Here is a 19,541-nt window from a genome sequence, read left to right on the forward strand (position 1 = left end):
GGCGGGCCGGCCCTCAGCTGACGTCGTCGGGGCCGGTGAAGCCCGGCGGGGTGTAGCCCGGGGTGGTGAAGTCGGGCGGGGTGAAGGCGGCGGGGCGGGAGGTGCGGCCTTCGGGGTCGGTGAGGCCGCCGGAGCCGGGGCCGGTGAAGCCGGGTGGGGTGTAGCCGGGGCCGGTGAAGTCCGGGCGGTGGGCGGGGACGGCCGGAAGGCTGGCGTGCAGGTAGGGGAGGAGGCCGCGGTCGCGCAGGGCGGTGCGCCATGCGCGACGGGCGTCGGCGAGCTCGGCGGCGAGGACGGGGTCGGTGCCCGCGGGGGCGCCGGAGCCATCGCGTAACGCGGTGAGGACGAGCCCGACGATGCCGACGGTCATCGCGACGACGCCGGCCGCGAGGGCGACCCAGCCGGCGGTGAGCAGGGAGCGGGCGAGGACGAGCCCGGAGTCGGCGGCGCGCAGGGCGTACCCGAGGAGCAGCAGGACCAGCGCGGCGGCCCAGGCCAGGATCGGGGTGAGCACGGTGAGGACGGGGAAGAGTCCGGCGCCGCCGTCGGCGGAGCGCAGCTGGGCGAGCAGGCCGGGCGCGGTGGGTTCGACGCCCTCGGCCGGCGGGGGCGTGTTGCGGAGGCTGTCGCGCAGCCGGGTGTAGTGCTCGTACTCGGTGGCGGCCGCGGCGGCGACGCCGTCGGCGTCGCGCAGGGCGCGGATGCGCAGCTGGCCGACGGTGAGCGCGCCGGGCGCGCGCAGGGCGGTGAGGACGGTGCCGTCGCGGAGGGCCTCGGCGAGGAGGCGCTCGTACTCCGGGCGGTCCTCGGCGTGCAGCGGCGGGGGGTTGGTCATGGGGACCCCGTTCATGCGGACCCCGGTTCGCTCCGCCCCGCGGGCTGGGCCCGCAGGGGCGCCGAATCGGGCGCGGAGGCGGGCCGCCGGACGGGCGGCCGCTCGTGGTGTGCCTCATGGTAGGGGCGGGTGTGCCTGCGCTGACAGTCGGTTTCCGGAATTTCGCGCCCCGGGCCGCGCGCGTGCGACGGCCCGGGCGCCGGGAACACCCGTTCGGCGGATGTGTCGGCGGGTGACGTCAGTTGACGGGCAGTCGGGCGACGAGCAGGCGCCCTTCCATGGTGACGCCGCCGTCCATGGCGACCGCGAGGTCGTCGGCGTAGACGTACGGCCCGGGGATGTGCGGCGGGGTGCCGTCGTCGGCGTGCACCGCGCCGGTGAGGTACGGGATCGGGCTGTGGCCGTGCACGATCCGGGTGCCGCCGTAGGTGTCGAGGAGCTCGTGGACGGCCATCGGGCCGGCGTCGCCGCGGAAGGCGAAGCGCTTGGTGAAGCGGCGGAAGCAGTCCCACCACTGGTCCACGCCCTCGTCGGCGAGCAGGCTGTGCACCGCGTCGTTGACGTCGGGGATGGACTCGCCGTACTCCAGGTAGGCGGTGGTGTCGGAGTGCAGCAGCAGGTGGCCGTCCTCGATGGCGATGGCGGGCAGCCGGGAGAGCCAGCTGATGTGGTGCGCCTGGAGCCGGTCGAGGTCGTGCTGCTGGCCGCCGTTGAGCCGCCAGGCCGCGAGGAAGGAGGCGGTGCCGGCGGTGGACTGGACGGGTTCGTCGCCGTACTTGGCGGCACCGAGGAAGAGCAGTTCGTGATTGCCCATCAGGGCCCGGCAGTAGCCGCCGGCGGCGGCGGCCTCGGCGGCGAGCTGCATGACGAGGTCGATGACGCCGATGCCGTCGGGGCCGCGGTCGGTGAAGTCGCCGAGGAACCAGATCCGGGCGCGGCCGGCGGACCAGTGGCCGTCGGCGTCGATGATGCCCTGGTGGCGGAGCTCGGCGACGAGTTCTTCGAGGTAGCCGTGGACGTCGCCGACGACGTAGAGCGGGCCGGGCGGCTCGCCGGGGCCGGGGGCCGGGTACGGGTAGGTGGGCGTGGCGGGCTCGGGCAGCGGCGGGCCGAGCTCGATGGTCGGCGGGTCGTCCCGCCCGGGGAGCTGGCCGGGGATCCCGTCGGTCAGCGTGTCGGGGAGGCCGTCGGGCGGCGCGTCGGGCAGCTGGAGGGCCGGCGAGGGCTGGTCGGGCAGGGTCGGCTCGTAGCCGGGGTGGTCCTGGCGGCTGAACACCGGCGCGTGCCCCGGGGCGTGCATGGTGTGCCCGTGCGTCTGACTGTCGGAGGGCCAGTGCTGTTCGAGGTAGCGTGCGCCGCCGTAGCCGCTGTAGGTCTCCGCTTCGTACGGCGCTCCGGCGTAGCCGGGGGCCGGATCCGGCTCGTAGTAGGTGCCGTACGGCAGCACATCGAGGTCCGGCTGGTGGCAGGGGCCTGAGAAGGGGTCTTCAGGCCCAGGGAAGCGGTCCTCGGGTGTCATTCGCCCATCATAGGAAGACCACTCTCCCGGCGTCGTCACCTGGTGGGTATCCAATCCTCCGGAGCGTCAGCCGGGTCGTCCCGCAGGGTCCGATTTGTCCCGGCTCGGTATGGTCTAGACCTCGCCCGGGGGGCGGGGAGGACTGACGGTGGTGCGCGGACTCCGGCGCTGGGAGGACGCGCGGACGATCAGCTCGGTGGGCATCAGGGTGCCGGGCGGCGGGCCGGTGCCGGCGGTGCGGAAGCGGGGCGGGAAGAGCCGGGCGATGTCGACGCCCGTCCCGGAGTCGACGCCCTCGATCGCGTCGATGAGCAGGTTGACGACGGTCGTGCCGATCCGGCGCGGCTTGAGCGAGAGCGTGGTGATCGGGGGCTCGGTGGTCGCGTAGACGTCGCTCTCGCTGCAGCAGACCAGCAGGAGGTCGTCGGGCACCCGCAGGCCGTAGCGGCGGGCGGCGGCGAGCAGGTCGGTGCCGTTGGGGTCGAACAGGCCGTAGACGGCGTCGGGGCGGTCGGGGCGGGCGAGCAGCCGGTCGGCGGCGACGGCGCCGGCGGCCGGGTCGTGCGCGGGGTAGGCCTCGTACACCGGCTCCTGGCCGACCTTGGCGCACCAGCCGAGGTAGGCCTCGGTGGAGAGCCGGGTGTAGGTGTCCGTGCTGGTGCCGGTGAGCAGGCCGATGCGGCGGGCGCCGGCCTCGGAGAGGTGGTCGAGGATGCCGAGCACGGCGGCCTCGTGGTCGTTGTCGACCCAGGCGGTGACCGGGCAGTTGCCGGGCTTGCCGTCGCTGACCACCGGGACGCCGGACCGGTAGAGCTCGCTGACCAGCGGGTCCTGGTCGGGCGGGTCGATCACCACGGTGCCGTCCAGGGCGATGTTGCCCCAGACGTCGTGCCGGGAGGAGGCGGGCAGCACCACCAGCGCGTAACCGCGGCCGAGGGCGGCGCTGGTGGCGGCGCGGGCCATCTCGGCGAAGTACGCGAACTCGGTGAAGGTGAACGGTTCCTCACCGTAGGTCGTGACGGTCAGCCCGATCAGGCCGGACCGTCCGGTGCGCAGGGTGCGGGCCGCCGCCGAGGGGCGGTAGCCGAGGCGCTCGGCGACCTCGCGCACCCGGCTGCGGGTCTCGTCGGGCAGGCGGCCCTTTCCGTTCAGCGCATCGGAGACGGTGGTGATCGACACTCCGGCGGCTGCTGCCACATCCCGGATGCCGGCCCGCTCCAGACGCCGTGAGGTGGTGGGTCGCCGACCGCTCTGGTTGGCTGCTGCTGTCATGGCGGACCGATCGTATGGCTCCTGACAAGGCTCTGTGACCGGCGCATCGGGAGCCCTTGGAGATACGTTTCTCCACGAGTGAGCCGGGGTGCGCCCCTTCGATACCGGCCCGAAACCTGCCGTCTTACCTCTGACATGTGCCAAAGGAACCCGGCAGAATGGCTGATCTGCGCCTGTAACCCGACCGGTCATCTCACTCCTACGGGTGAGGGCGGTCGGTATCGTGCAGGGCACCCGACCGGGGTGGTCCGGGGCGTGCGCACCGGAGGAACCCGCACCGGAGGACGCGCACCGGACATCGAGCGCCCACCAGGCGCGGAGATCGAGAAGATCGAGAAGGAGCAGGACCGTGACCGACACGTCAGCGCAGGGCCCGCGGCTGCGGCCGACCCTGGACGGCATCCCCACCTACAAGCCCGGCAAGCCGGCCGGCGCCGACGCCTACAAGCTGTCCTCCAACGAGAACCCGTACGAGCCGCTGCCCGGCGTCCTGGACGCGGCGGTCAAGGCGGCCGGCTCGTTCAACCGGTACCCGGACATGGCGGTCAACGAGCTGACCGAGGAACTGGCGAAGCGTTTCGGCGTGCCGGTCGAGCACATCGCCACCGGCACCGGCTCGGTCGGCGTCGCCCAGTCGCTCATCCTCGCCACGGCCGGCCCGGGCGACGAGGTGATCTTCGCCTGGCGCTCCTTCGAGGCGTACCCGATCATCACCCAGGTCGCCGGCGCCACCCCCGTCCCGGTCCCGATCACCGCCGGCGGTGACCACGACCTGGACGCGATGCTCGCCGCGATCACGCCGAACACCCGGCTGGTCTTCGTCTGCAACCCCAACAACCCGACCGGCAACGTGATCCACCGCGCCGAGCTGGAGCGCTTCATCGACGCGGTGCCCGGCGAGGTGCTGGTCGTCGTCGACGAGGCATACATCGAGTTCATCCGCGACCCCGAGGTGCCCAACGGCATCGACCTCTACCGGGACCGCCCGAACGTCTGCGTGCTGCGCACCTTCTCCAAGGCGTACGGCCTCGCGGGCCTGCGCGTCGGCTTCGCGATCGCCCACGAGCCGGTGGCGACCGCGCTGCGCAAGACCGCCGTCCCGTTCGGCGTGAGCCAGCTCGCGCAGAACGCCGCGGTCGCCTCGCTGCGCGCCGAGGACGCGCTCAAGGTGCGGGTGGACGCGCTGGTCGAGGAGCGCGCCCGGGTGGTGGCCGGGCTGCGCGCCCAGGGCTGGGACATCCCGGACTCGCAGGCCAACTTCGTCTGGCTGCCGCTCGGCGAGCACTCGGCGGACTTCGCCGCCGCGGCCGCCGAGGCCGGCGTGATCGTCCGGCCGTTCCCCGAGGGCGTGCGGGTGTCGATCGGCGAGGCCGAGGGCAACTCGATCTTCCTCGCGGTGGCCGAGGCGTTCCGCAAGACGCTCTGACGTCCGTCCGTCGACAGGGGCGTGCCGCGTGTGCGGTGCGCCCCTGCGGCGTTCCGGGACGGTCCGGATGCTGCCGGCGTGTTGCCGGACGCTGCCGGATGCCTGGGGATCGCTGGGAGTGGGCTGGGAGTTCGGCCAACGGCCGGCCAGGCGGCGGCCAAGCGGCCCGCGCGAAGGGGCCGGTGCGACCGGAATGTCCGGATCCGCCCGGTCAGTTTTCTCCCAGCCCGCGCCCAGGCCGACGCAAGAGCGCCCGGCGAAGCTTTCCGGCATGAAGGTGCTCCCACGACGGCGAGGCGCCGTCCTCGTCAACTCCGCCCTGGGCGTGGCCCTGCTGGGCGGCGCCGCCCTGGCGTACACCACGGTGAACAGCGGGCCGAGCGTGGCCGCAGGACAGCCGAAGGCCCGAACCGCGACCGTGGCCAAGGGGACGGTCCTGGCCACCGTGTCCGGAACCGGCACGCTGGTGTCGCCCACCGACGCGGCCCAGGACTTCACCACCGGCGGCCGGCTCACGGCCGTCAAGGTCTCGGTCGGGGACACCGTGAAGAAGGGCCAGGTGCTGGCCACCGTCGACACCACCGCCGCCCAGCAGCAGGTGGACGCGGCCAACGCGGCTCTCACCACGGCCAACGCCAACCTCACCAAGGCCCAGGCCGGTGTCACCACCACGACCACCGAGCCGCTGCCCCAGAGCAGCGCCGCCGCCGGCCCCAGTCCCAGCGCCGGTGCCGGGGGCCGCGGAGCGGGCGGGAACAGCGCGCCCGCTCCGCAGACCACCACCATCACCACCACCAAGGTCGACGACGCGGCCGTCGCCTCGGCCGAGCAGCAGGTCGCCACGGCGCAGACCAACGTCGCCAACGCCCAGGCGGCGCTGGCCGGCACGACGCTCACCGCCTCGGTGGACGGCACCGTCGCGTCCGTCTCCGCGAAGGTCGGCGACACCGTCGGCGGCGGGTCGTCCTCCACCACCGCGGGATCGAGCAAGTCGACCGGGACGAGCGCGAGTTCGAGCAGCGGCACGCCGAGCGGCTTCATCGTCCTGACCAACCCGACCGGGATGCAGGTCACCGCCAACTTCTCCGAACTCGACTCGCTCAAGCTCAAGAAGGGCGAGGCGGCCACCGTCGCGCTGAACGCGCAGTCCGACACCAAGCTCAACGCGACCGTCCTGTCGGTCAGTTCGCTGCCCAGCAGCAGTGGCGGCGGCAGCGCCGGTTCGTCGGCCGTCCAGTACGCGGCGACGCTGCAGATCAGCGGCGACACCAGCACCCTGCGCACCGGCCTCAGCGCGACCGTCTCGGTGGTCACCGGCGAGGCGGACAACGCGCTCTCGCTGCCCACCTCCGCGCTCGCCGGCACCGGCAGCAGCCGGACGGCGAACGTGGTGCAGCCGGACGGCTCCACGCAGCGGGTGAGCGTCACGGTCGGCGTCGAGGGCGACAGCACCGTGCAGGTGCTCACCGGGCTCAAGGAGGGCGACAAGGTCGAACTCCCCACCACCAGCGGCGGCAACGGCTTCCCGAACGGCTCCTTCCCGGGGCAGGGCGGCGGCCAGGGCGGTCGCGGCGGTGCCGGGTTCGGCGGCGGCGCGGGCGGCTTCGGCGGTGGCATCCCCGGTGGTGGTGGCGGCAACGGCGGCAGCGGCCGGGGCGGCAAGGGCTGAGCATGCGTCACGTCATCGACAAGCGGGTGCCCTCGGGTCCCCCGCCACCCGTCATCCGGATCCGCCGGCTCACCAAGGCCTACGGCCACGGCGACGCCACCGTGCACGCGCTGCGCGGCCCGGCCGACCCGGCGACCGGCGCGCCGCTCGGCGTCGCCCTGGACATCGACCAGGGCGACTACGTCGCGGTCATGGGCAGCTCCGGCTCCGGCAAGTCCACCCTGATGAACATCCTCGGCTGCCTCGACGTCCCCACCGGCGGCAGCTACCAGCTGGACGGCATCGACGTCGGCCACCTCGACGAGGGGCAGCTCTCGCTCGTCCGCAACCGCAAGATCGGCTTCATCTTCCAGTCCTTCAACCTGGTGCCGCGCACCACCGCCCTCGCCCAGGTCGAGCTGCCGCTCGCCTACGCGGGCGTGCGCGCCGCCGAACGGCGCCGCCGGGCGCTGGCCGCGCTCTCGCTGGTCGGGCTCGCCGAGCGGGCCGGCCACCGGCCCAACCAGCTCTCCGGCGGCCAGCAGCAGCGCGTCGCCGTGGCCAGGGCACTGGTCACCGCGCCCGCGATGCTGCTCGCCGACGAGCCGACCGGCAACCTGGACAGCCGCGCCACCGAGGACGTCCTCGCCATCATCGACCGGCTCAACGCCACCGGCCGCACCGTCGTCCTGATCACCCACGAGGACGAGGTCGCCCGGCACGCCAAGCGGGTGCTGCGGCTCGTCGACGGCCAGATCGTCAGCGACGTCCGGCAGGCCCCGGTGGACGGGCCGCCGCCCCTCCTGGACGAGTTGGGGGTGCCGGCGTGATCGTCTGGCAGATGCTCCGCTTCGCGGTCGGCGGCCTCGCCGCCAACAAGGTGCGCTCGGCGCTCACCATGCTCGGCGTGCTGATCGGCGTCGCCTCGGTGATCCTGCTGCTGGCCGTCGGCAACGGCTCGTCGGTCGCGGTGAAGGACTCGATCACCTCGCTCGGCACCAACTCGCTCACCGTCAGCTCCGGTTCGGCGAACGGCGGATCGCGCGCCACCTCGTCGGTGAAGAAGCTGACCGTCGCCGACGCCAAGGCGCTGGCGACGCAGGCCGATCCGGCCGCGGTCAAGTCCGTCGCACCCGTCGTCACCACCAGCGCCACCGCGCTGTACGGGAACGTCTCGTACAGCCCCGGCTCGATCGTCGGCACCTACCCGGCCTACTTCGAGACTGCCAACCAGAAGGTCGCGCACGGCGAGTACTTCACCAACGACGACGTGCTCGGCTCGCGCAAGGTCGCGGTGCTCGGCGCCACCACCGCCAAGCAGCTGTTCGACACCGAGGACCCGGTCGGGAAGAAGATCACCGTCGGCGGCACGCCGTTCACCGTGGTCGGCGTGCTCCAGGCCAAGGGCGGCAGCGGTTTCACCGATCCGGACGACGTCCTGATCGCGCCGCTGCCCACCGTGCAGAACGCGTTCACCGGCTTCGGCCCGGTCAACCAGATCCTCGTGCAGGCCACCTCGGCGGACAGCACGACGGCGGCCCAGTCCGAGATCACCCGGGTGCTGCTCGCGGCCCACGCGATCGCCGACCCGACGAAGGCCGACTTCCGGATCACCAACCAGGCCTCGCTGCTCACCGCCCGGGAGAGCACGACGAAGACGTTCACCGTGCTGCTCGGCGCGGTCGCGGCGATCTCGCTGCTGGTCGGCGGGATCGGGATCACCAACATCATGCTGGTGACGGTGACCGAGCGGACCAGGGAGATCGGCATCCGCAAGGCGCTCGGTGCGCCGCGCGCGGTCATCCTCGGGCAGTTCCTCACCGAATCCACGCTGCTGTCGGTGATCGGTGCGGGGCTGGGGGTCGCGGCCGGGATCGCCGGCTCGCACTTCAGCATCGTCGGCATCAAGCCGGTGGTGATCCCCGAGTCGGTGCTCGGCGCGTTCGGCATCGCCGTCGCCATCGGGCTCTTCTTCGGCAGCTACCCCGCCAACCGGGCCGCCTCGCTGCGGCCGATCGACGCCCTCCGGCACGAGTAGGACACGATCATGACCGAGATCAACGACCCGGCCGAACAGGTCGCGCTCCTCGCCACCCCGCCGGACGCCCGGGACATCGCCGGCGAGCTCGCGGCGCCGCCGCGCCGGCCGCTGCCCTGGCTCTCGCTCCTCCTCGCGGGTGGCGTGATCGCCACGGGCGCGTTCGCGGGCGGGGTCTGGTACCAGCAGAACAACGGCTCCGCCTCCTCCGCACCCCGGGCGTCGGCTGCTGCCGGCTCCCAGCGTGCTGCGGCGGGCGGTCAGGGCGGCCAGGGCGGCCAGGGCGGCTACGGCGGTCAGGGCGGCCAGGGCAACGGCTCGCGCCGTGGCGGCGGTCAGGGCGGCCAGGGCGGGCAGGGCCAGGGCGGGCAGCCCGGCTTCACGCGCGGCACGGTGAAGGCCGTGGACGGCACGACCGTCTACCTGACCGACGCCAACGGCAACACCGTCAAGGTCACCACCGGCGACGCGACGAAGGTCCAGCTCAACAAGGACGGCAAGGTCGCGGACCTGCAGCCCGGCCAGAGCGTGACCGTCGTCGGCACCCCCGACGCCAGCGGTGGCTACGCGGCCAGCCAACTCGTCGAAGGCGCCGCCGGCATGGGCGGCGGCTTCGGCGGTGGCGGCGGTGGTTTCGGCGGTGGGGGCGGTGGCGGCAACCGGACCCCGTCCAGCGGCTGACCCCGTTCGCCGCGAGGCCCTCGCCCTGCACGGGCGAGGGCCTTCGTGCGTTCTATTCGTCGCTGTCGTCGGAGCGCGGCATCGTGAGCGTCGCGACGACGCCGAGTGCGACGGTGGCGAGGGCGGCCCCGACGAAGAACTTCACTCGTTTCCCTCGGCGTCGCGGATGAGGTGGAGGAGGTTGAGCAAGGTGCTCACGGGGGCATTGCCGAAGTCGACGAGGATGCGCCCGTCGAGGGTGGTCTCGGTGGTGGCCGCCGAGCCCCAGAGGAGCCCGTAGGGGCGGCCACGCGTACGCAACTCGCCGAGGAGCGAGCAGACTTGCGCCTGGCTGTAGTCGCGCATCCGGGGATCGTCGGGTGGAATGGGTCGGTGGTTCACGCGGCGGAGTCCAGCTCGTACCAGACGTTCTTGCCGCGCTTCTGGGGCTCGACACCCCACCGGTGGGTGAGCCCCGAGACGAGTTGAAGCCCCCGGCCGGATTCGGCGAGGTCGGCGGGCGTGCGCTGCTCGGGGAGGACGGAGCTCTCGTCCGAGACGGAGACGCGGAGCGTGCCGCCGAAGAGCGAGTAGAAGACGACGGGCGCGGCGGTGTCACCGTGCCGCCAGGCGTTGACGATGAGCTCGACGAGCGCGAGCTCGGCGTTGAGGATGGTCTCGGAGTCCCACCCGGCCCGGACGAGCCCGGCCCTGAGAGCCTGCCGGGAGAGCGCGAGCGAGGGCGTGTTGAAGCTGCACACGGGAACCTCCATGAGGCGGTGGTGTGGAGAGAGGGGAGGGAGACGGCGGATACGTCGCCGTGAGCCAGGCCGTGGGATGGCTGCTCTTCGGTGCCCGGGCAGCAGGCGCCTACTGCCCGACATGCAGGCATTACTGACGATCCGTCGGGTCGATGTGACATCGACCATAGCGCATCGACTCTTAAAATTAATCGAGATGCGAGAAGGTTCCCCCTCAGGTAGGACGTTGCCGAGTGGCGCGGCACACTGTCCTCATGGCCCTTCGAACCCCAACCCTCCGCCAGCGCCGCCTTGGTGCCGAACTGCGGAGGATGCGAGAGCAAGCCGGCTTCGGTGGCAGCCAGCTCGCCCGTCTGCTCGGGGTGACGGCTGCCCTGGTGACCCAGATGGAGAACGGGAAGTCCGCTGTCAGCGAGGAGCGCCTGCGCGAGATCGCGGCTGCCTGCATGTGCGCCAACGAGCCCCTGATCAACGCGCTTGCCAACATGACCAGGGACCGAGAGGCAAGTTGGTGGGAGGAGTACCGGGGGACCCTCTCGGACGACTTTCTTGAAGTCGCCGAGATCGAAGGCCGCGCACACAGGCTCTCGACCTACACAATGGCCTTCATCCCTGGGCTTCTCCAGACCAACGCGTATACATCAGCTGTCTTTGCTCGGTCCTTGACGCCTGTTCCGCGTCACCAGGTGGAACTGAGAACAGCCTTCCGCATGCGGCGCCAAGCCATTGTTCGATCCGGCGCGACGCCGTACTCCGCATACATCCACGAAGCGGCTCTGCGCATGCAGTTCAGTGGACCCAAGGTCCAAGCCGAACAGCTTCGCAGCCTCATCGAGGACTCCGAGCGGTCGACCATCTCGGTTCGAGTCGTGCTGTTCGATGTCGATACGCTTCCGCTCAACTACGAGAACTTCACGCATGTTGAAGGCCCGATTCCCGAGCTCGATACGGTGCAGATGGACTCGGCTCTCGGCAACCTGCTCTTCGATGCACCGGCCCACACCGCCCGGTTCCGTGCCATGCTCGCTCGGCTCGACTCAGCAGCCCTCTCAGAAGACGAGTCCCGAGAGTTCGTTCGATCCATCAAAGATGATTTGGAAAGCAAGTATGCCTAACTCTGTCTGGCAGAAGTCCAGTTACTCCGGTGCGAACTCGGACTGCGTCGAAGTCCGTGCCATCGACGGGTTGGTCGAACTCCGCGAGTCCGATGAGGGCGACGTCATCATCCGCACCACCCCGCTCAGGTTCGCCAAGCTCCTCCAGAGCGCGAAGGCCGGCGAGCTCGACGCCTAGCGAATCGTTCCGGCGGCCCCTCGCGCTCCTCCGCGCGAGGGGCCGCAACCCAACCCCACATCGCCCCGCCCGCGCAGGAAGTCGACCGAGTCGACTTCCTGCGCGGGTGGCTCCAGTGGTCACCTGATCTGGTGACCTCAGACCGGTTTCCTGTTTTCTCAACTGCCAAGCCTTGAACCTGCAGTCACCGCTTCGCGAGCATCGAGCGGGCCGCCGGGCTGCCGATCACGGCTGCCATCTGCGACTATCTGGAAGGGGGCGACCCGATATGACCACTGCGCTCTACAGCGATGCGCAACTCTTGCGGGCGCGCATCGACTTGGCCTCGGAGATCGAGCGGGTCAGTACGGTGTTGGGTTCGCGGGTGGTCGAGGCGTTCCTCAATGTTCCACGGCACCCATTCGTGCCCGTGTTCTATCGGGAGGACGGTGGTGTCCACTTCCCTTGGAGGGGCGCGGACAGCGCCTGGTTGCGCGAGGTGTACGCAGACCGGGTCCTGGTGACCGAGGTCGACGGCGTGCACGCGGAGGATGCCGGACCGGACGGGCGGAGCGGGGTGGCAACCTCCTCCTCCACGCTGCCGAGCCTGATGGCCGACATGCTCGACGCGCTGGACGTCCACTCCGGGGACCGGGTGCTGGAGATCGGGACCGGGACGGGCTACAACGCAGCTCTGCTGTGCCACCTCGCCGGCGCGGCTCACGTCACCACGGTCGACCGCACTGAGCACCTCGTATCGGCCGCCCGCAACCGGCTGTGCGAGGCCGGGTTCGAACCGAGCGTCGTGCGGGCGGATGGGGCGGTTGGATGCCCGGACGGAGCGCCGTACGACCGGATCATCGCCACGTGTTCCGTCCGTCGTATCCCCCAGGGATGGCTCGACCAGTGCGCGCCGGGCGGCCTCATCGTCGCCCCGATCGGTGATCCCCTGGGCGGAGGCGCCGTGGCCCGGCTGACCAAGTTGCCGGCCGGGCGCGCGGCCGGCCGCTTCCTCCACCGGCCGGCGGCCTTCATGCCACTGCGCTCCGACGACGAGCCCAGCCCGCCGGCTCCCGAACCGGGAGCCGGCGGGCGGACGACGAAGATCAGTTCCCGCGTCCTGGACGACTACGGGTTCTCCTTCTTGGCGGGCCTCCACCTCGGCCCCACGGTCGTCCGGTACGGCGGCACCCTCCACGACCCGGCGGACGGCTCGGTCGCCCGCGTGCAGGACCACACCGTCCTCGTCAGCGGCCCTCGGGATCTCTGGCAGTCCGTCGAGGTCGCGTACCGGACCTGGCTCGACCAAAACCGGCCCCGCCGCGAGTGGTTCACCATTGAGGCGGGGCCGGATGGCCTGCTCGTCGGCTACACCGCCCCGGACGGCTCTTCGAGTCGATGGAGCATCTGAGTCCCCTCAGATCAGAACGCAGGAAGTCGGTCGAGCCGACTTTCTGCGCCACCCGCCCTTCCTCCGCGCCGCCTCGCGTTCGCCCGCGCGAGGCGACGCCACCCCGACGAGGACGTAAAGGCCATGCGGTTCGCACCCCTCGTCGCAGGCGCAAGGCGAGCGGTTCCGGCGGCCCCTTTGCTCCTCGCAAAGGGGCCGCCGGTCAGTAGCGGGTGCCGCGCTGGATACTGGTCGGCGCTACAGGGTGATCGACGTCTTCGGCCAGGGAAACGCGATCACCCGGCAGTCCGGCCGGCGGCCACCAGCTTGGCCTACCGGCCAGTACGCACACCACCCAGCCCTCCCCTGTGGGCCCGTCGGCCAAAAACCGACCGATAAGGTGTTAATCCAACATTCATCCATGCCGCATAGCCTCCGGGGGCTAGCCTCATGCTGAACGCCATCGTCCGACCGGGAGGCGAAACCCCCGTGCAAGGCACTGTGACCACACCTGGCGGCTCCGCGGTGGCCGGCGGGCCGGGCGAGGCCTTCCTCCTCGTCGTCGACGACGAGCCCAACATCCGCGAGCTGCTCGCCGCCTCCCTGCGGTTCTCCGGCTTCCGGGTCGCCTCCGCCGCGACCGGCACCGAGGCCCTGCGCCTCATCGCCGACGAGCGCCCCGACCTCGTGGTCCTCGACGTCATGCTCCCCGACCTCGACGGCTTCACCGTCGTCGAGAAGCTGCGCGAGCAGACCAGCCGCGGCCAGATCGCCGGCCCCGCCCACGGCCACCCCGGCGACCACCTCCCGGTGCTCTTCCTCACCGCCAAGGACGGCGTGGGCGACAAGGTCCAGGGCCTCGCCGCGGGCGGCGACGACTACGTCACCAAGCCGTTCAGCCTCGAAGAGCTGATCGCCCGGATCCGCGCCATCCTGCGCCGGGCCGGCGGCCCCGCCGAGGACGGCCGGCTGATCGTCGCCGACCTCAGCCTCGACCCCGTCGCCCACGAGGTCACCCGCGGCGGCGTCCCGGTCTCGCTCTCCCCGACCGAGTTCAAGCTGCTGCACTACCTGATGGCCAACGTCGGCCGGGTCGTCTCCAAGGCCCAGATCCTCGACCACGTGTGGGCCTACGACTTCGGCGGCGACCTCTCCATCGTCGAGTCCTACATCTCCTACCTGCGCCGCAAGCTCGACTCCGGCCCCGCCCACGGCCCCAAGCTGATCCACACGGTGCGCGGCATCGGCTACGCGCTGCGCCGTCCCCCGCAGAGCTGACCCGCCCCGCCCGTGTTCACCGGCTTCACCTCCCGACTCTCGCTGCGCGCCCGGCTGCTCGTGCTCGCGCTCGCCCTCGTCACCACCGGGCTCGTGGTCAGCGACACCATCGTGCTCGGCACCGTCCGGGTGCAGCTCGTCGAGCAGATCGACCAGCAGCTCCAGCGCTTCGGGCTGCCGCTGTCCCACCGGCCGCCGGGCAAGCTCAGCCCGCCCGACGCCGGAGGGCGGCCCGTCGTCCCCGGGCGGCGCGGGCAGTCCATGCTGCCCAGCCAGTACCTGGTGCAGTACCTCACCTCCGACGGCAAGGTGCAGGGCGTCCTGCGCCAGCCCGTCTCCGACAGCGACCCGGCGCCCCAGCTCGCCGGCCTCGACCCGGCCGCCACCGCCCCCGACGTCCCCTTCGACCTGCCCGACCAGCGCGGCCACCGCTCCTGGCGGGTGCTCGTCCTGCCGCTCCAGTCGGCCAAGACGCCCGCCGCCGGGGCGGGCACCAGCGCCTACGCCTCGCCGCTCGCCACCCCCACCTACCTGATGGTGGCCGTCTCCCGCGAGGACATCGACGCGACCATCGGCAAGCTCCGCACCTCCTTCCTCGCCATCGGCGGCGCCGTCATCGTCCTCATCGCCGCCCTCGGCTTCTTCGCCGTCCGCACCGGACTGCGGCCGCTGCGCCGCATCGAGGCCGGCGCCGCCCGGATCGCCGCCGGCGAACTCTCCCACCGGATGCCCGGACCCTCGCCGCGCACCGAGGTCGGACGGCTGTCCATCGCGCTCAACGGGATGCTCACCCAGATCGAGGCCGCGTTCGCCGCGCGCGCCGAATCCGAGGCCCGGATGCGGCGGTTCATCGCCGACGCCTCGCACGAGCTCCGCACCCCGCTGGCCGGCATCCGCGGCTTCACCGAGCTGTACCGGATGGGCGCGCTGCCCACCGAGGAGGACGTCCGCCGGACCATGACCCGGATCGAGAGCGAGGCCGTGCGGATGGGCGCCCTCGTCGAGGACCTGCTGGTGCTCGCCCGGCTCGACGAGGAGCGCCCGCTCGACCTCGCCCCGATGGACCTGCGCACCCTCGCAGCCGACGCCCTGCACGACCTCACCGCCCTCGACCCGACCCGCCCGGTAGCCCTCACCGGCCCGGCCGGCACGGGCGCCCCCGCAGCGGCGCCCGTCCTCGGCGACGAGGCGAGGCTGCGCCAGGTCGTCACCAACCTGGTCGGCAACGCCGTCAAGCACACCCCGCCCGGCACCCCCGTCCGGATAGGCGTCGGCGGCGGACCGGACGGCGTCTGCCTCCTGGAGGTCGCCGACGCCGGCCCCGGCCTCACCGAGGAGCAGGCCATCCAGGTCTTCGACCGCTTCTACCGCGTCGACGCCTCCCGCAGCCGCCACGACGGCGGCGGCGCCGGCCTCGGCCTCGCCATCGCCACCGCCCTCACCCGCGCCCACGGCGGCACCCTCACCCTCGAAACCGCCCCCGGCGCCGGCGCCACCTTCCGCGTCGAACTCCCCACGACCGCAGCCTCCTGAGCTCGATCGGGTGAATACGAGCCGATCACCCGATCGGCTCCTCGGTCCTGTGCGAGCGTTCAGCCGTTGCTTGTGCGGTCCCGCGCAGGCTGATCAGACTGGACGGGAAAGAGGTGTCTCAATGAGCATCCAGTTGGACACCGACGGGGACGGCCGGGTCACGCTCGACGAGTTCCTACGCGGCTTCACCGCCTTCTTCACCGCCCGCGCCGCCTCCACCCCGGGCGCCCAGCTCCTCGGCCGGCCATAGGGCCGGCCGCCGGGCGAACCCGCCGGTTGGGCACGGGAGTCCGGCGCTACTGCCTGAGGGCGGCGACCGTGTCGGCGACCAGGGCGCGGGCCGCGATGACGCTCTCGGTCAGGGCCTTCGGGCCGGCGCCGACCTCCGTGAGGAGAGCGGTGGCGCGGGCGGCGAACCAGGGCGGGGTGGCGGCGAGGGCGCCCTTCTCGTTGAGGCACCAGCGCCGGGCGTCGGCGTGCAGGGCCTGGACCAGGATGCCGACGGCGCGGGACAGGCAGAGCGAGACGTACAGGACGTCGGCCCGGGCGGCGCCCTTGGCGGCTCCGCCGACGAGGAACTCGGCCTCCCACACGCTCCCCACGAGCGCCGTCCGCAGCGGCTCGGGGTAGGCCGCCAACTCGGCCTGCAGGCCGGAGAGTTCGCCGGAAGGGTCGGCGAGGATCCGGCCGAGCGCCAACTCCCCCGCGTAGCAGGGCGACCAGAAGCCGAGCGGGTGCCCGGCCTGGACGCCCACCTCGTACCGGCCTTCCCGGCAGTCGACCCAGACCCGCTCGACGCGGTCGAGGTCGCGCAGGATCCAGTCGACCGCGACGCCGTCCACGGTGAGCCACGCGCCGCCGTTGACCCAGGGGCCCCAGTCGCCCGGCCCGGCGACCTCGACGTCCGGGCCGGCCAGGGACCGCAGCGCGGCGAGGTCGAGCGGCCCGCGGTAGTAGACGCCGAGGTCCCAGTCGGACTCGGGCCGGTGTTCGCCGCGGGCCCGGCTCCCGCCGAGGGCCACCCCGACGACACCCGGCACGCCCACCAGCCGCTCGGCCATCGCCGCGATGATCTCCCGCATGCGGACGAGTCTGGCACGGGGGGAACCTCCGGCACAGGGAATTCCGATGGTGCTCGGAGCGGTCCCGGCCCGGGATCGCCGGTCCACTCCTGTCAACCCCCACCCCACCTGCGGTTCCGCCGTAAGCATGGTGGATACTGTGCTTGTGAACGTGTTCACGTTCACAAGCGGACAAGCCCGCGTTCGTTGCGGCGGTCTCCGGCGGCAGGTGAATCCTGTCCGGAGCGCGCTTCGAAGGGGCGGGTTGGAGAGAGGGCGACGTGGAACTGGCAATCGCTCACGAGACCATCGCACGATGGCAATTCGGCATCACCACCGTCTACCACTTCCTCTTCGTCCCGCTCACCATCAGCCTGGCCGCCGTCGTGGCCGGGCTGGAGACCGCCTGGGTGCGGACGAACAAGGAGAAGTACTTCCACGCCACGAAGTTCTGGGGGAAGCTCTTCCTGATCAACATCGCGATGGGCGTGGTCACCGGCATCGTCCAGGAGTTCCAGTTCGGCATGAACTGGTCGGACTACTCCCGGTTCGTGGGTGATGTCTTCGGGGCCCCGCTCGCGATGGAAGCGCTGATCGCCTTCTTCTTCGAGTCCACCTTCATCGGCCTGTGGATCTTCGGCTGGGACAAGCTGCCGAAGAAGATCCACTGCGCCTGCATGTGGATGGTCGCCCTCGGCACCGTGCTCTCCGCCTACTTCATCCTCGCCGCCAACTCCTGGATGCAGCACCCGGTCGGCTACGCGATCGACCCGGCCACCGGCAAGGCGCAGCTCACCGACATCACCAAGGTGCTGTTCCAGAACACCACCCTCACCGTCGTCGCGCACACCCTGACCGCCGCCTTCCTCACCGGCGCGGCCTTCATGGTCGGCATCGCCTCCTTCCACCTGTGGAAGGCCAAGCGCCGCCCGGAGACCGCCGATCCGAAGCGGACCGCCGTGATGCGCACCTCGCTGCGGCTCGGCCTGGTGCTGGCCGTGGTCTTCGGCCTGGGCACCGCGATCAGCGGCGACTCGCTGGGCAAGGTGATGTTCGAGCAGCAGCCGATGAAGATGGCCGCCGCCGAGGCCCTGTGGGACACCCGGTCGCCGGCGCCGTTCTCGGTCTTCGCGATCGGTGACGTCAGCAAGGGCCACAACTCGGTCGAGCTGGAGATCCCCGGGATACTCTCCTTCCTCGCCCACAGCGACTTCAGCTCCTCCGTGCCCGGCATCAACGACACCGCCGCGGCCGAGGCCGCCAAGTACGGCGGCGATCCGAAGGACTACATCCCGAGCATCTTCATGACCTTCTGGGGCTTCCGCCTCATGATCGGCTTCGGGATGACCTCCTTCGTGGCCGGCCTGATCGGGCTCTGGACCACCCGGAAGAAGCTCTTCCTGCACCCCGGGTTCCGCACCGGCGACACCGAGGTCCCGCGGCTGATGCTCACCCCGAAGCGCGAGCTGAGCCCGCTGCTCACCAAGTGGAGCTGGAGGATCGGCATCCTGACCATGGGCTTCCCGCTGATCGCCAACAGCTTCGGCTGGATCTTCACCGAGATGGGCCGCCAGCCCTGGGCCGTCTTCGGCCTGATGACCACGGCCAGTGCCGTCTCCCCCAGCGTGGGCGTCGGCACCCAGATCGGGGCCCTCGTCACCTTCACCCTGCTGTACGCGGTCCTCGCCGTCATCGAGGTCCGGCTGCTGGTCACGTACGCCAAGGCCGGCCCGGTGGTGAGCGAGCGGCCGCCGGCCAAGGACCCGTCCCTGCGCGGCCCGTCCCCGGACGAGGACGCCGACAAGCCGCTCGCGTTCGCCTACTGAGCACCACAGGGGATCTGACATGCAACTCCACGACGTCTGGTTCGTCCTGATAGCGGTCCTGTGGATCGGCTACTTCTTCCTGGAGGGCTTCGACTTCGGGATCGGCGTGCTCACCAAGGCGCTCGCCCGCAACACCGCCGAGCGGCGGGTGCTGATCAACACGATCGGCCCGGTCTGGGACGGCAACGAGGTCTGGCTGCTGACCGCCGGCGGCGCGACCTTCGCGGCCTTCCCCGACTGGTACGCGACGCTGTTCAGCGGCTTCTACATCCCGCTGCTGGCCATCCTGGTCTGCCTGATCGTGCGCGGCGTGGCCTTCGAGTACCGGGCCAAGCGCGACGGCGAACGCTGGCAGCGGAACTGGGAGGGGGCCATCTTCTGGACCTCGCTGATCCCGGCCTTCCTGTGGGGCGTGGCCTTCGCCAACATCGTGCGCGGCGTGGCCATCGACGCGCAGAAGAACTACGCCGGCACCTTCTGGGACCTGCTGAGCCCCTACGCGCTCCTCGGCGGCCTGGTGACGCTCAGCCTGTTCACCTTCCACGGCGCGGTGTTCGCGGCGCTCAAGACGGCCGGCGGGATCCGGGAGCGGGCACGCGTCGCCGCGCTCCGGGCCGGCGTGGTGACGGCCGCGCTCGCGGCGGCCTTCCTGATCTGGACGCAGGCCGACAGCGGCAACGGCCGGAGCCTGGTCGCGCTGCTCGTCGCCGTGGCGGCCCTCGTCGCCGCCCTGGTCGCCAACCAACTCGGCCGCGAGGGATGGGCGTTCGTCCTCTCCGGAGTGACCATCGTGGCCGCGGTGGCGATGCTCTTCCTGGCGCTCTTCCCGAACGTCATGCCGTCGACGCTGCACCCCGAGTGGAGCCTGACCGTCACCAACGCGGCGTCGTCGCCGTACACGCTGAAGCTGATGACCATCGTCGCGGCCGTGTTCACCCCGCTCGTGCTGCTCTACCAGGGCTGGACGTACTGGGTGTTCCGCAAGCGCATCGGCGTCCAGCACATCCCGGCCGGTCACTGAC

General features: G+C 71.6%; 19 protein-coding genes. 13 read left to right on the forward strand and 6 right to left on the reverse strand.

Features of this window, described 5'->3' with window-relative positions; all coding sequences use genetic code 11:
* Window positions 1–13 precede the first annotated feature (13 nt).
* From ACWCXH_RS04925 to ACWCXH_RS04935, 3 genes are all read right to left on the reverse strand, one after another.
* Complete coding sequence (locus tag ACWCXH_RS04925) at window positions 14–835, reverse strand: hypothetical protein (RefSeq protein WP_449799887.1); 822 nt, start codon at window positions 833–835, stop codon at window positions 14–16.
* A 238-nt stretch (window positions 836–1,073) separates the two neighbouring features.
* Window positions 1,074–2,354: a metallophosphoesterase gene (locus tag ACWCXH_RS04930; protein WP_449799888.1), complete on the reverse strand. Its 1,281-nt coding sequence runs from the start codon at window positions 2,352–2,354 to the stop codon at window positions 1,074–1,076.
* A gap of 114 nt (window positions 2,355–2,468) precedes the next feature.
* A complete protein-coding gene (locus ACWCXH_RS04935; RefSeq protein ID WP_051838156.1) occupies window positions 2,469–3,626 on the reverse strand; it encodes a LacI family DNA-binding transcriptional regulator in 1,158 nt (385 codons plus the stop codon).
* Window positions 3,627–3,975: 349 nt separating this feature from the next.
* Between ACWCXH_RS04935 and hisC the strand changes: the two genes are divergently transcribed.
* From hisC to ACWCXH_RS04960, 5 genes are all read left to right on the forward strand, one after another.
* Window positions 3,976–5,052, forward strand: coding sequence for a histidinol-phosphate transaminase (gene hisC, locus ACWCXH_RS04940; protein WP_449799889.1), 1,077 nt, complete (start codon window positions 3,976–3,978; stop codon window positions 5,050–5,052).
* A 271-nt stretch (window positions 5,053–5,323) separates the two neighbouring features.
* Window positions 5,324–6,721 (forward strand): biotin/lipoyl-binding protein, encoded by a 1,398-nt coding sequence (locus ACWCXH_RS04945; RefSeq protein ID WP_449799890.1) that lies wholly within the window; start codon window positions 5,324–5,326, stop codon window positions 6,719–6,721.
* A 2-nt stretch (window positions 6,722–6,723) separates the two neighbouring features.
* Window positions 6,724–7,530 (forward strand): ABC transporter ATP-binding protein, encoded by an 807-nt coding sequence (locus ACWCXH_RS04950; protein WP_449799891.1) that lies wholly within the window; start codon window positions 6,724–6,726, stop codon window positions 7,528–7,530.
* Window positions 7,527–8,738: an ABC transporter permease gene (locus ACWCXH_RS04955; RefSeq protein ID WP_449799892.1), complete on the forward strand. Its 1,212-nt coding sequence runs from the start codon at window positions 7,527–7,529 to the stop codon at window positions 8,736–8,738. Before ACWCXH_RS04950 ends, ACWCXH_RS04955 begins: the two co-directional genes overlap by 4 nt.
* Window positions 8,739–8,747: 9 nt before the next feature.
* Window positions 8,748–9,419 carry a hypothetical protein gene (locus ACWCXH_RS04960; RefSeq protein WP_449799893.1) on the forward strand — a complete coding sequence of 224 codons (672 nt, stop codon included), beginning with the start codon at window positions 8,748–8,750 and terminating at the stop codon, window positions 9,417–9,419.
* 141 nt (window positions 9,420–9,560) lie between these two features.
* Here ACWCXH_RS04960 and ACWCXH_RS04965 read toward each other — a convergent pair whose 3' ends face one another.
* Both ACWCXH_RS04965 and ACWCXH_RS04970 read right to left on the reverse strand, forming a co-directional pair.
* On the reverse strand, window positions 9,561–9,764 hold the full coding sequence (locus ACWCXH_RS04965) for a hypothetical protein (RefSeq protein ID WP_449799894.1): 204 nt from the start codon (window positions 9,762–9,764) through the stop codon (window positions 9,561–9,563).
* A 32-nt stretch (window positions 9,765–9,796) separates the two neighbouring features.
* Entirely contained in the window at window positions 9,797–10,159 is a 363-nt protein-coding gene (locus ACWCXH_RS04970) for an ATP-binding protein (RefSeq protein WP_449799895.1), read from the reverse strand.
* 254 nt (window positions 10,160–10,413) lie between these two features.
* Here ACWCXH_RS04970 and ACWCXH_RS04975 point away from each other — a divergent pair, with 254 nt between their 5' ends.
* The 6 genes from ACWCXH_RS04975 to ACWCXH_RS05000 all read left to right on the forward strand — a co-directional run bounded on the left by ACWCXH_RS04975 (window position 10,414) and on the right by ACWCXH_RS05000 (window position 15,882).
* Window positions 10,414–11,274 carry a helix-turn-helix domain-containing protein gene (locus tag ACWCXH_RS04975; RefSeq protein WP_449799896.1) on the forward strand — a complete coding sequence of 287 codons (861 nt, stop codon included), beginning with the start codon at window positions 10,414–10,416 and terminating at the stop codon, window positions 11,272–11,274.
* Entirely contained in the window at window positions 11,267–11,452 is a 186-nt protein-coding gene (locus ACWCXH_RS04980; RefSeq protein WP_449799897.1) for a DUF397 domain-containing protein, read from the forward strand. Before ACWCXH_RS04975 ends, ACWCXH_RS04980 begins: the two co-directional genes overlap by 8 nt.
* Before the next feature lie 172 nt (window positions 11,453–11,624).
* Window positions 11,625–12,842: a methyltransferase domain-containing protein gene (locus tag ACWCXH_RS04985; protein WP_449799898.1), complete on the forward strand. Its 1,218-nt coding sequence runs from the start codon at window positions 11,625–11,627 to the stop codon at window positions 12,840–12,842.
* Between the two features lie 429 nt (window positions 12,843–13,271).
* The gene (locus ACWCXH_RS04990) at window positions 13,272–14,099 is read left to right on the forward strand and encodes a response regulator transcription factor (protein WP_449799899.1); all 828 of its coding nucleotides are present in this window, start codon (window positions 13,272–13,274) and stop codon (window positions 14,097–14,099) included.
* 12 nt (window positions 14,100–14,111) lie between these two features.
* On the forward strand, window positions 14,112–15,632 hold the full coding sequence (locus tag ACWCXH_RS04995; RefSeq protein WP_449799900.1) for a sensor histidine kinase: 1,521 nt from the start codon (window positions 14,112–14,114) through the stop codon (window positions 15,630–15,632).
* Between the two features lie 121 nt (window positions 15,633–15,753).
* The gene (locus ACWCXH_RS05000) at window positions 15,754–15,882 is read left to right on the forward strand and encodes a hypothetical protein (RefSeq protein WP_449799901.1); all 129 of its coding nucleotides are present in this window, start codon (window positions 15,754–15,756) and stop codon (window positions 15,880–15,882) included.
* A gap of 46 nt (window positions 15,883–15,928) precedes the next feature.
* On the opposite strand, the gene ACWCXH_RS05005 is transcribed toward ACWCXH_RS05000, so the two are convergent.
* A complete protein-coding gene (locus ACWCXH_RS05005; protein WP_449799902.1) occupies window positions 15,929–16,714 on the reverse strand; it encodes a nucleotidyltransferase domain-containing protein in 786 nt (261 codons plus the stop codon).
* Window positions 16,715–16,974: 260 nt separating this feature from the next.
* On the opposite strand from ACWCXH_RS05005, the gene ACWCXH_RS05010 reads away from it, so the two are divergent.
* Both ACWCXH_RS05010 and cydB read left to right on the forward strand, forming a co-directional pair.
* Window positions 16,975–18,519 carry a cytochrome ubiquinol oxidase subunit I gene (locus ACWCXH_RS05010; RefSeq protein ID WP_449799903.1) on the forward strand — a complete coding sequence of 515 codons (1,545 nt, stop codon included), beginning with the start codon at window positions 16,975–16,977 and terminating at the stop codon, window positions 18,517–18,519.
* A gap of 19 nt (window positions 18,520–18,538) precedes the next feature.
* On the forward strand, window positions 18,539–19,540 hold the full coding sequence (gene cydB, locus ACWCXH_RS05015; protein WP_449799904.1) for a cytochrome d ubiquinol oxidase subunit II: 1,002 nt from the start codon (window positions 18,539–18,541) through the stop codon (window positions 19,538–19,540).
* Window position 19,541 lies beyond the last annotated feature (1 nt).

Source organism: Kitasatospora sp. NPDC001660 (assembly GCF_053596725.1).

What these genes read in the sequence shown, in the direction of transcription:
- ACWCXH_RS04950 (WP_449799891.1), top strand. Translation starts at nt 6,724, where the DNA reads ATGCGTCACGTCATCGACAAGCGGGTGCCCTCGGGTCCCCCGCCACCC.
- ACWCXH_RS04930 (WP_449799888.1), bottom strand. Translation starts at nt 2,354, where the DNA reads ATGACACCCGAGGACCGCTTCCCTGGGCCTGAAGACCCCTTCTCAGGC.
- ACWCXH_RS05005 (WP_449799902.1), bottom strand. Translation starts at nt 16,714, where the DNA reads ATGCGGGAGATCATCGCGGCGATGGCCGAGCGGCTGGTGGGCGTGCCG.
- ACWCXH_RS04980 (WP_449799897.1), top strand. Translation starts at nt 11,267, where the DNA reads ATGCCTAACTCTGTCTGGCAGAAGTCCAGTTACTCCGGTGCGAACTCG.
- ACWCXH_RS05000 (WP_449799901.1), top strand. Translation starts at nt 15,754, where the DNA reads ATGAGCATCCAGTTGGACACCGACGGGGACGGCCGGGTCACGCTCGAC.
- cydB (WP_449799904.1), top strand. Translation starts at nt 18,539, where the DNA reads ATGCAACTCCACGACGTCTGGTTCGTCCTGATAGCGGTCCTGTGGATC.
- ACWCXH_RS04945 (WP_449799890.1), top strand. Translation starts at nt 5,324, where the DNA reads ATGAAGGTGCTCCCACGACGGCGAGGCGCCGTCCTCGTCAACTCCGCC.
- ACWCXH_RS04990 (WP_449799899.1), top strand. Translation starts at nt 13,272, where the DNA reads ATGCTGAACGCCATCGTCCGACCGGGAGGCGAAACCCCCGTGCAAGGC.
- ACWCXH_RS04925 (WP_449799887.1), bottom strand. Translation starts at nt 835, where the DNA reads ATGACCAACCCCCCGCCGCTGCACGCCGAGGACCGCCCGGAGTACGAG.
- ACWCXH_RS04960 (WP_449799893.1), top strand. Translation starts at nt 8,748, where the DNA reads ATGACCGAGATCAACGACCCGGCCGAACAGGTCGCGCTCCTCGCCACC.
- ACWCXH_RS04965 (WP_449799894.1), bottom strand. Translation starts at nt 9,764, where the DNA reads ATGCGCGACTACAGCCAGGCGCAAGTCTGCTCGCTCCTCGGCGAGTTG.
- ACWCXH_RS04935 (WP_051838156.1), bottom strand. Translation starts at nt 3,626, where the DNA reads ATGACAGCAGCAGCCAACCAGAGCGGTCGGCGACCCACCACCTCACGG.
- ACWCXH_RS04975 (WP_449799896.1), top strand. Translation starts at nt 10,414, where the DNA reads ATGGCCCTTCGAACCCCAACCCTCCGCCAGCGCCGCCTTGGTGCCGAA.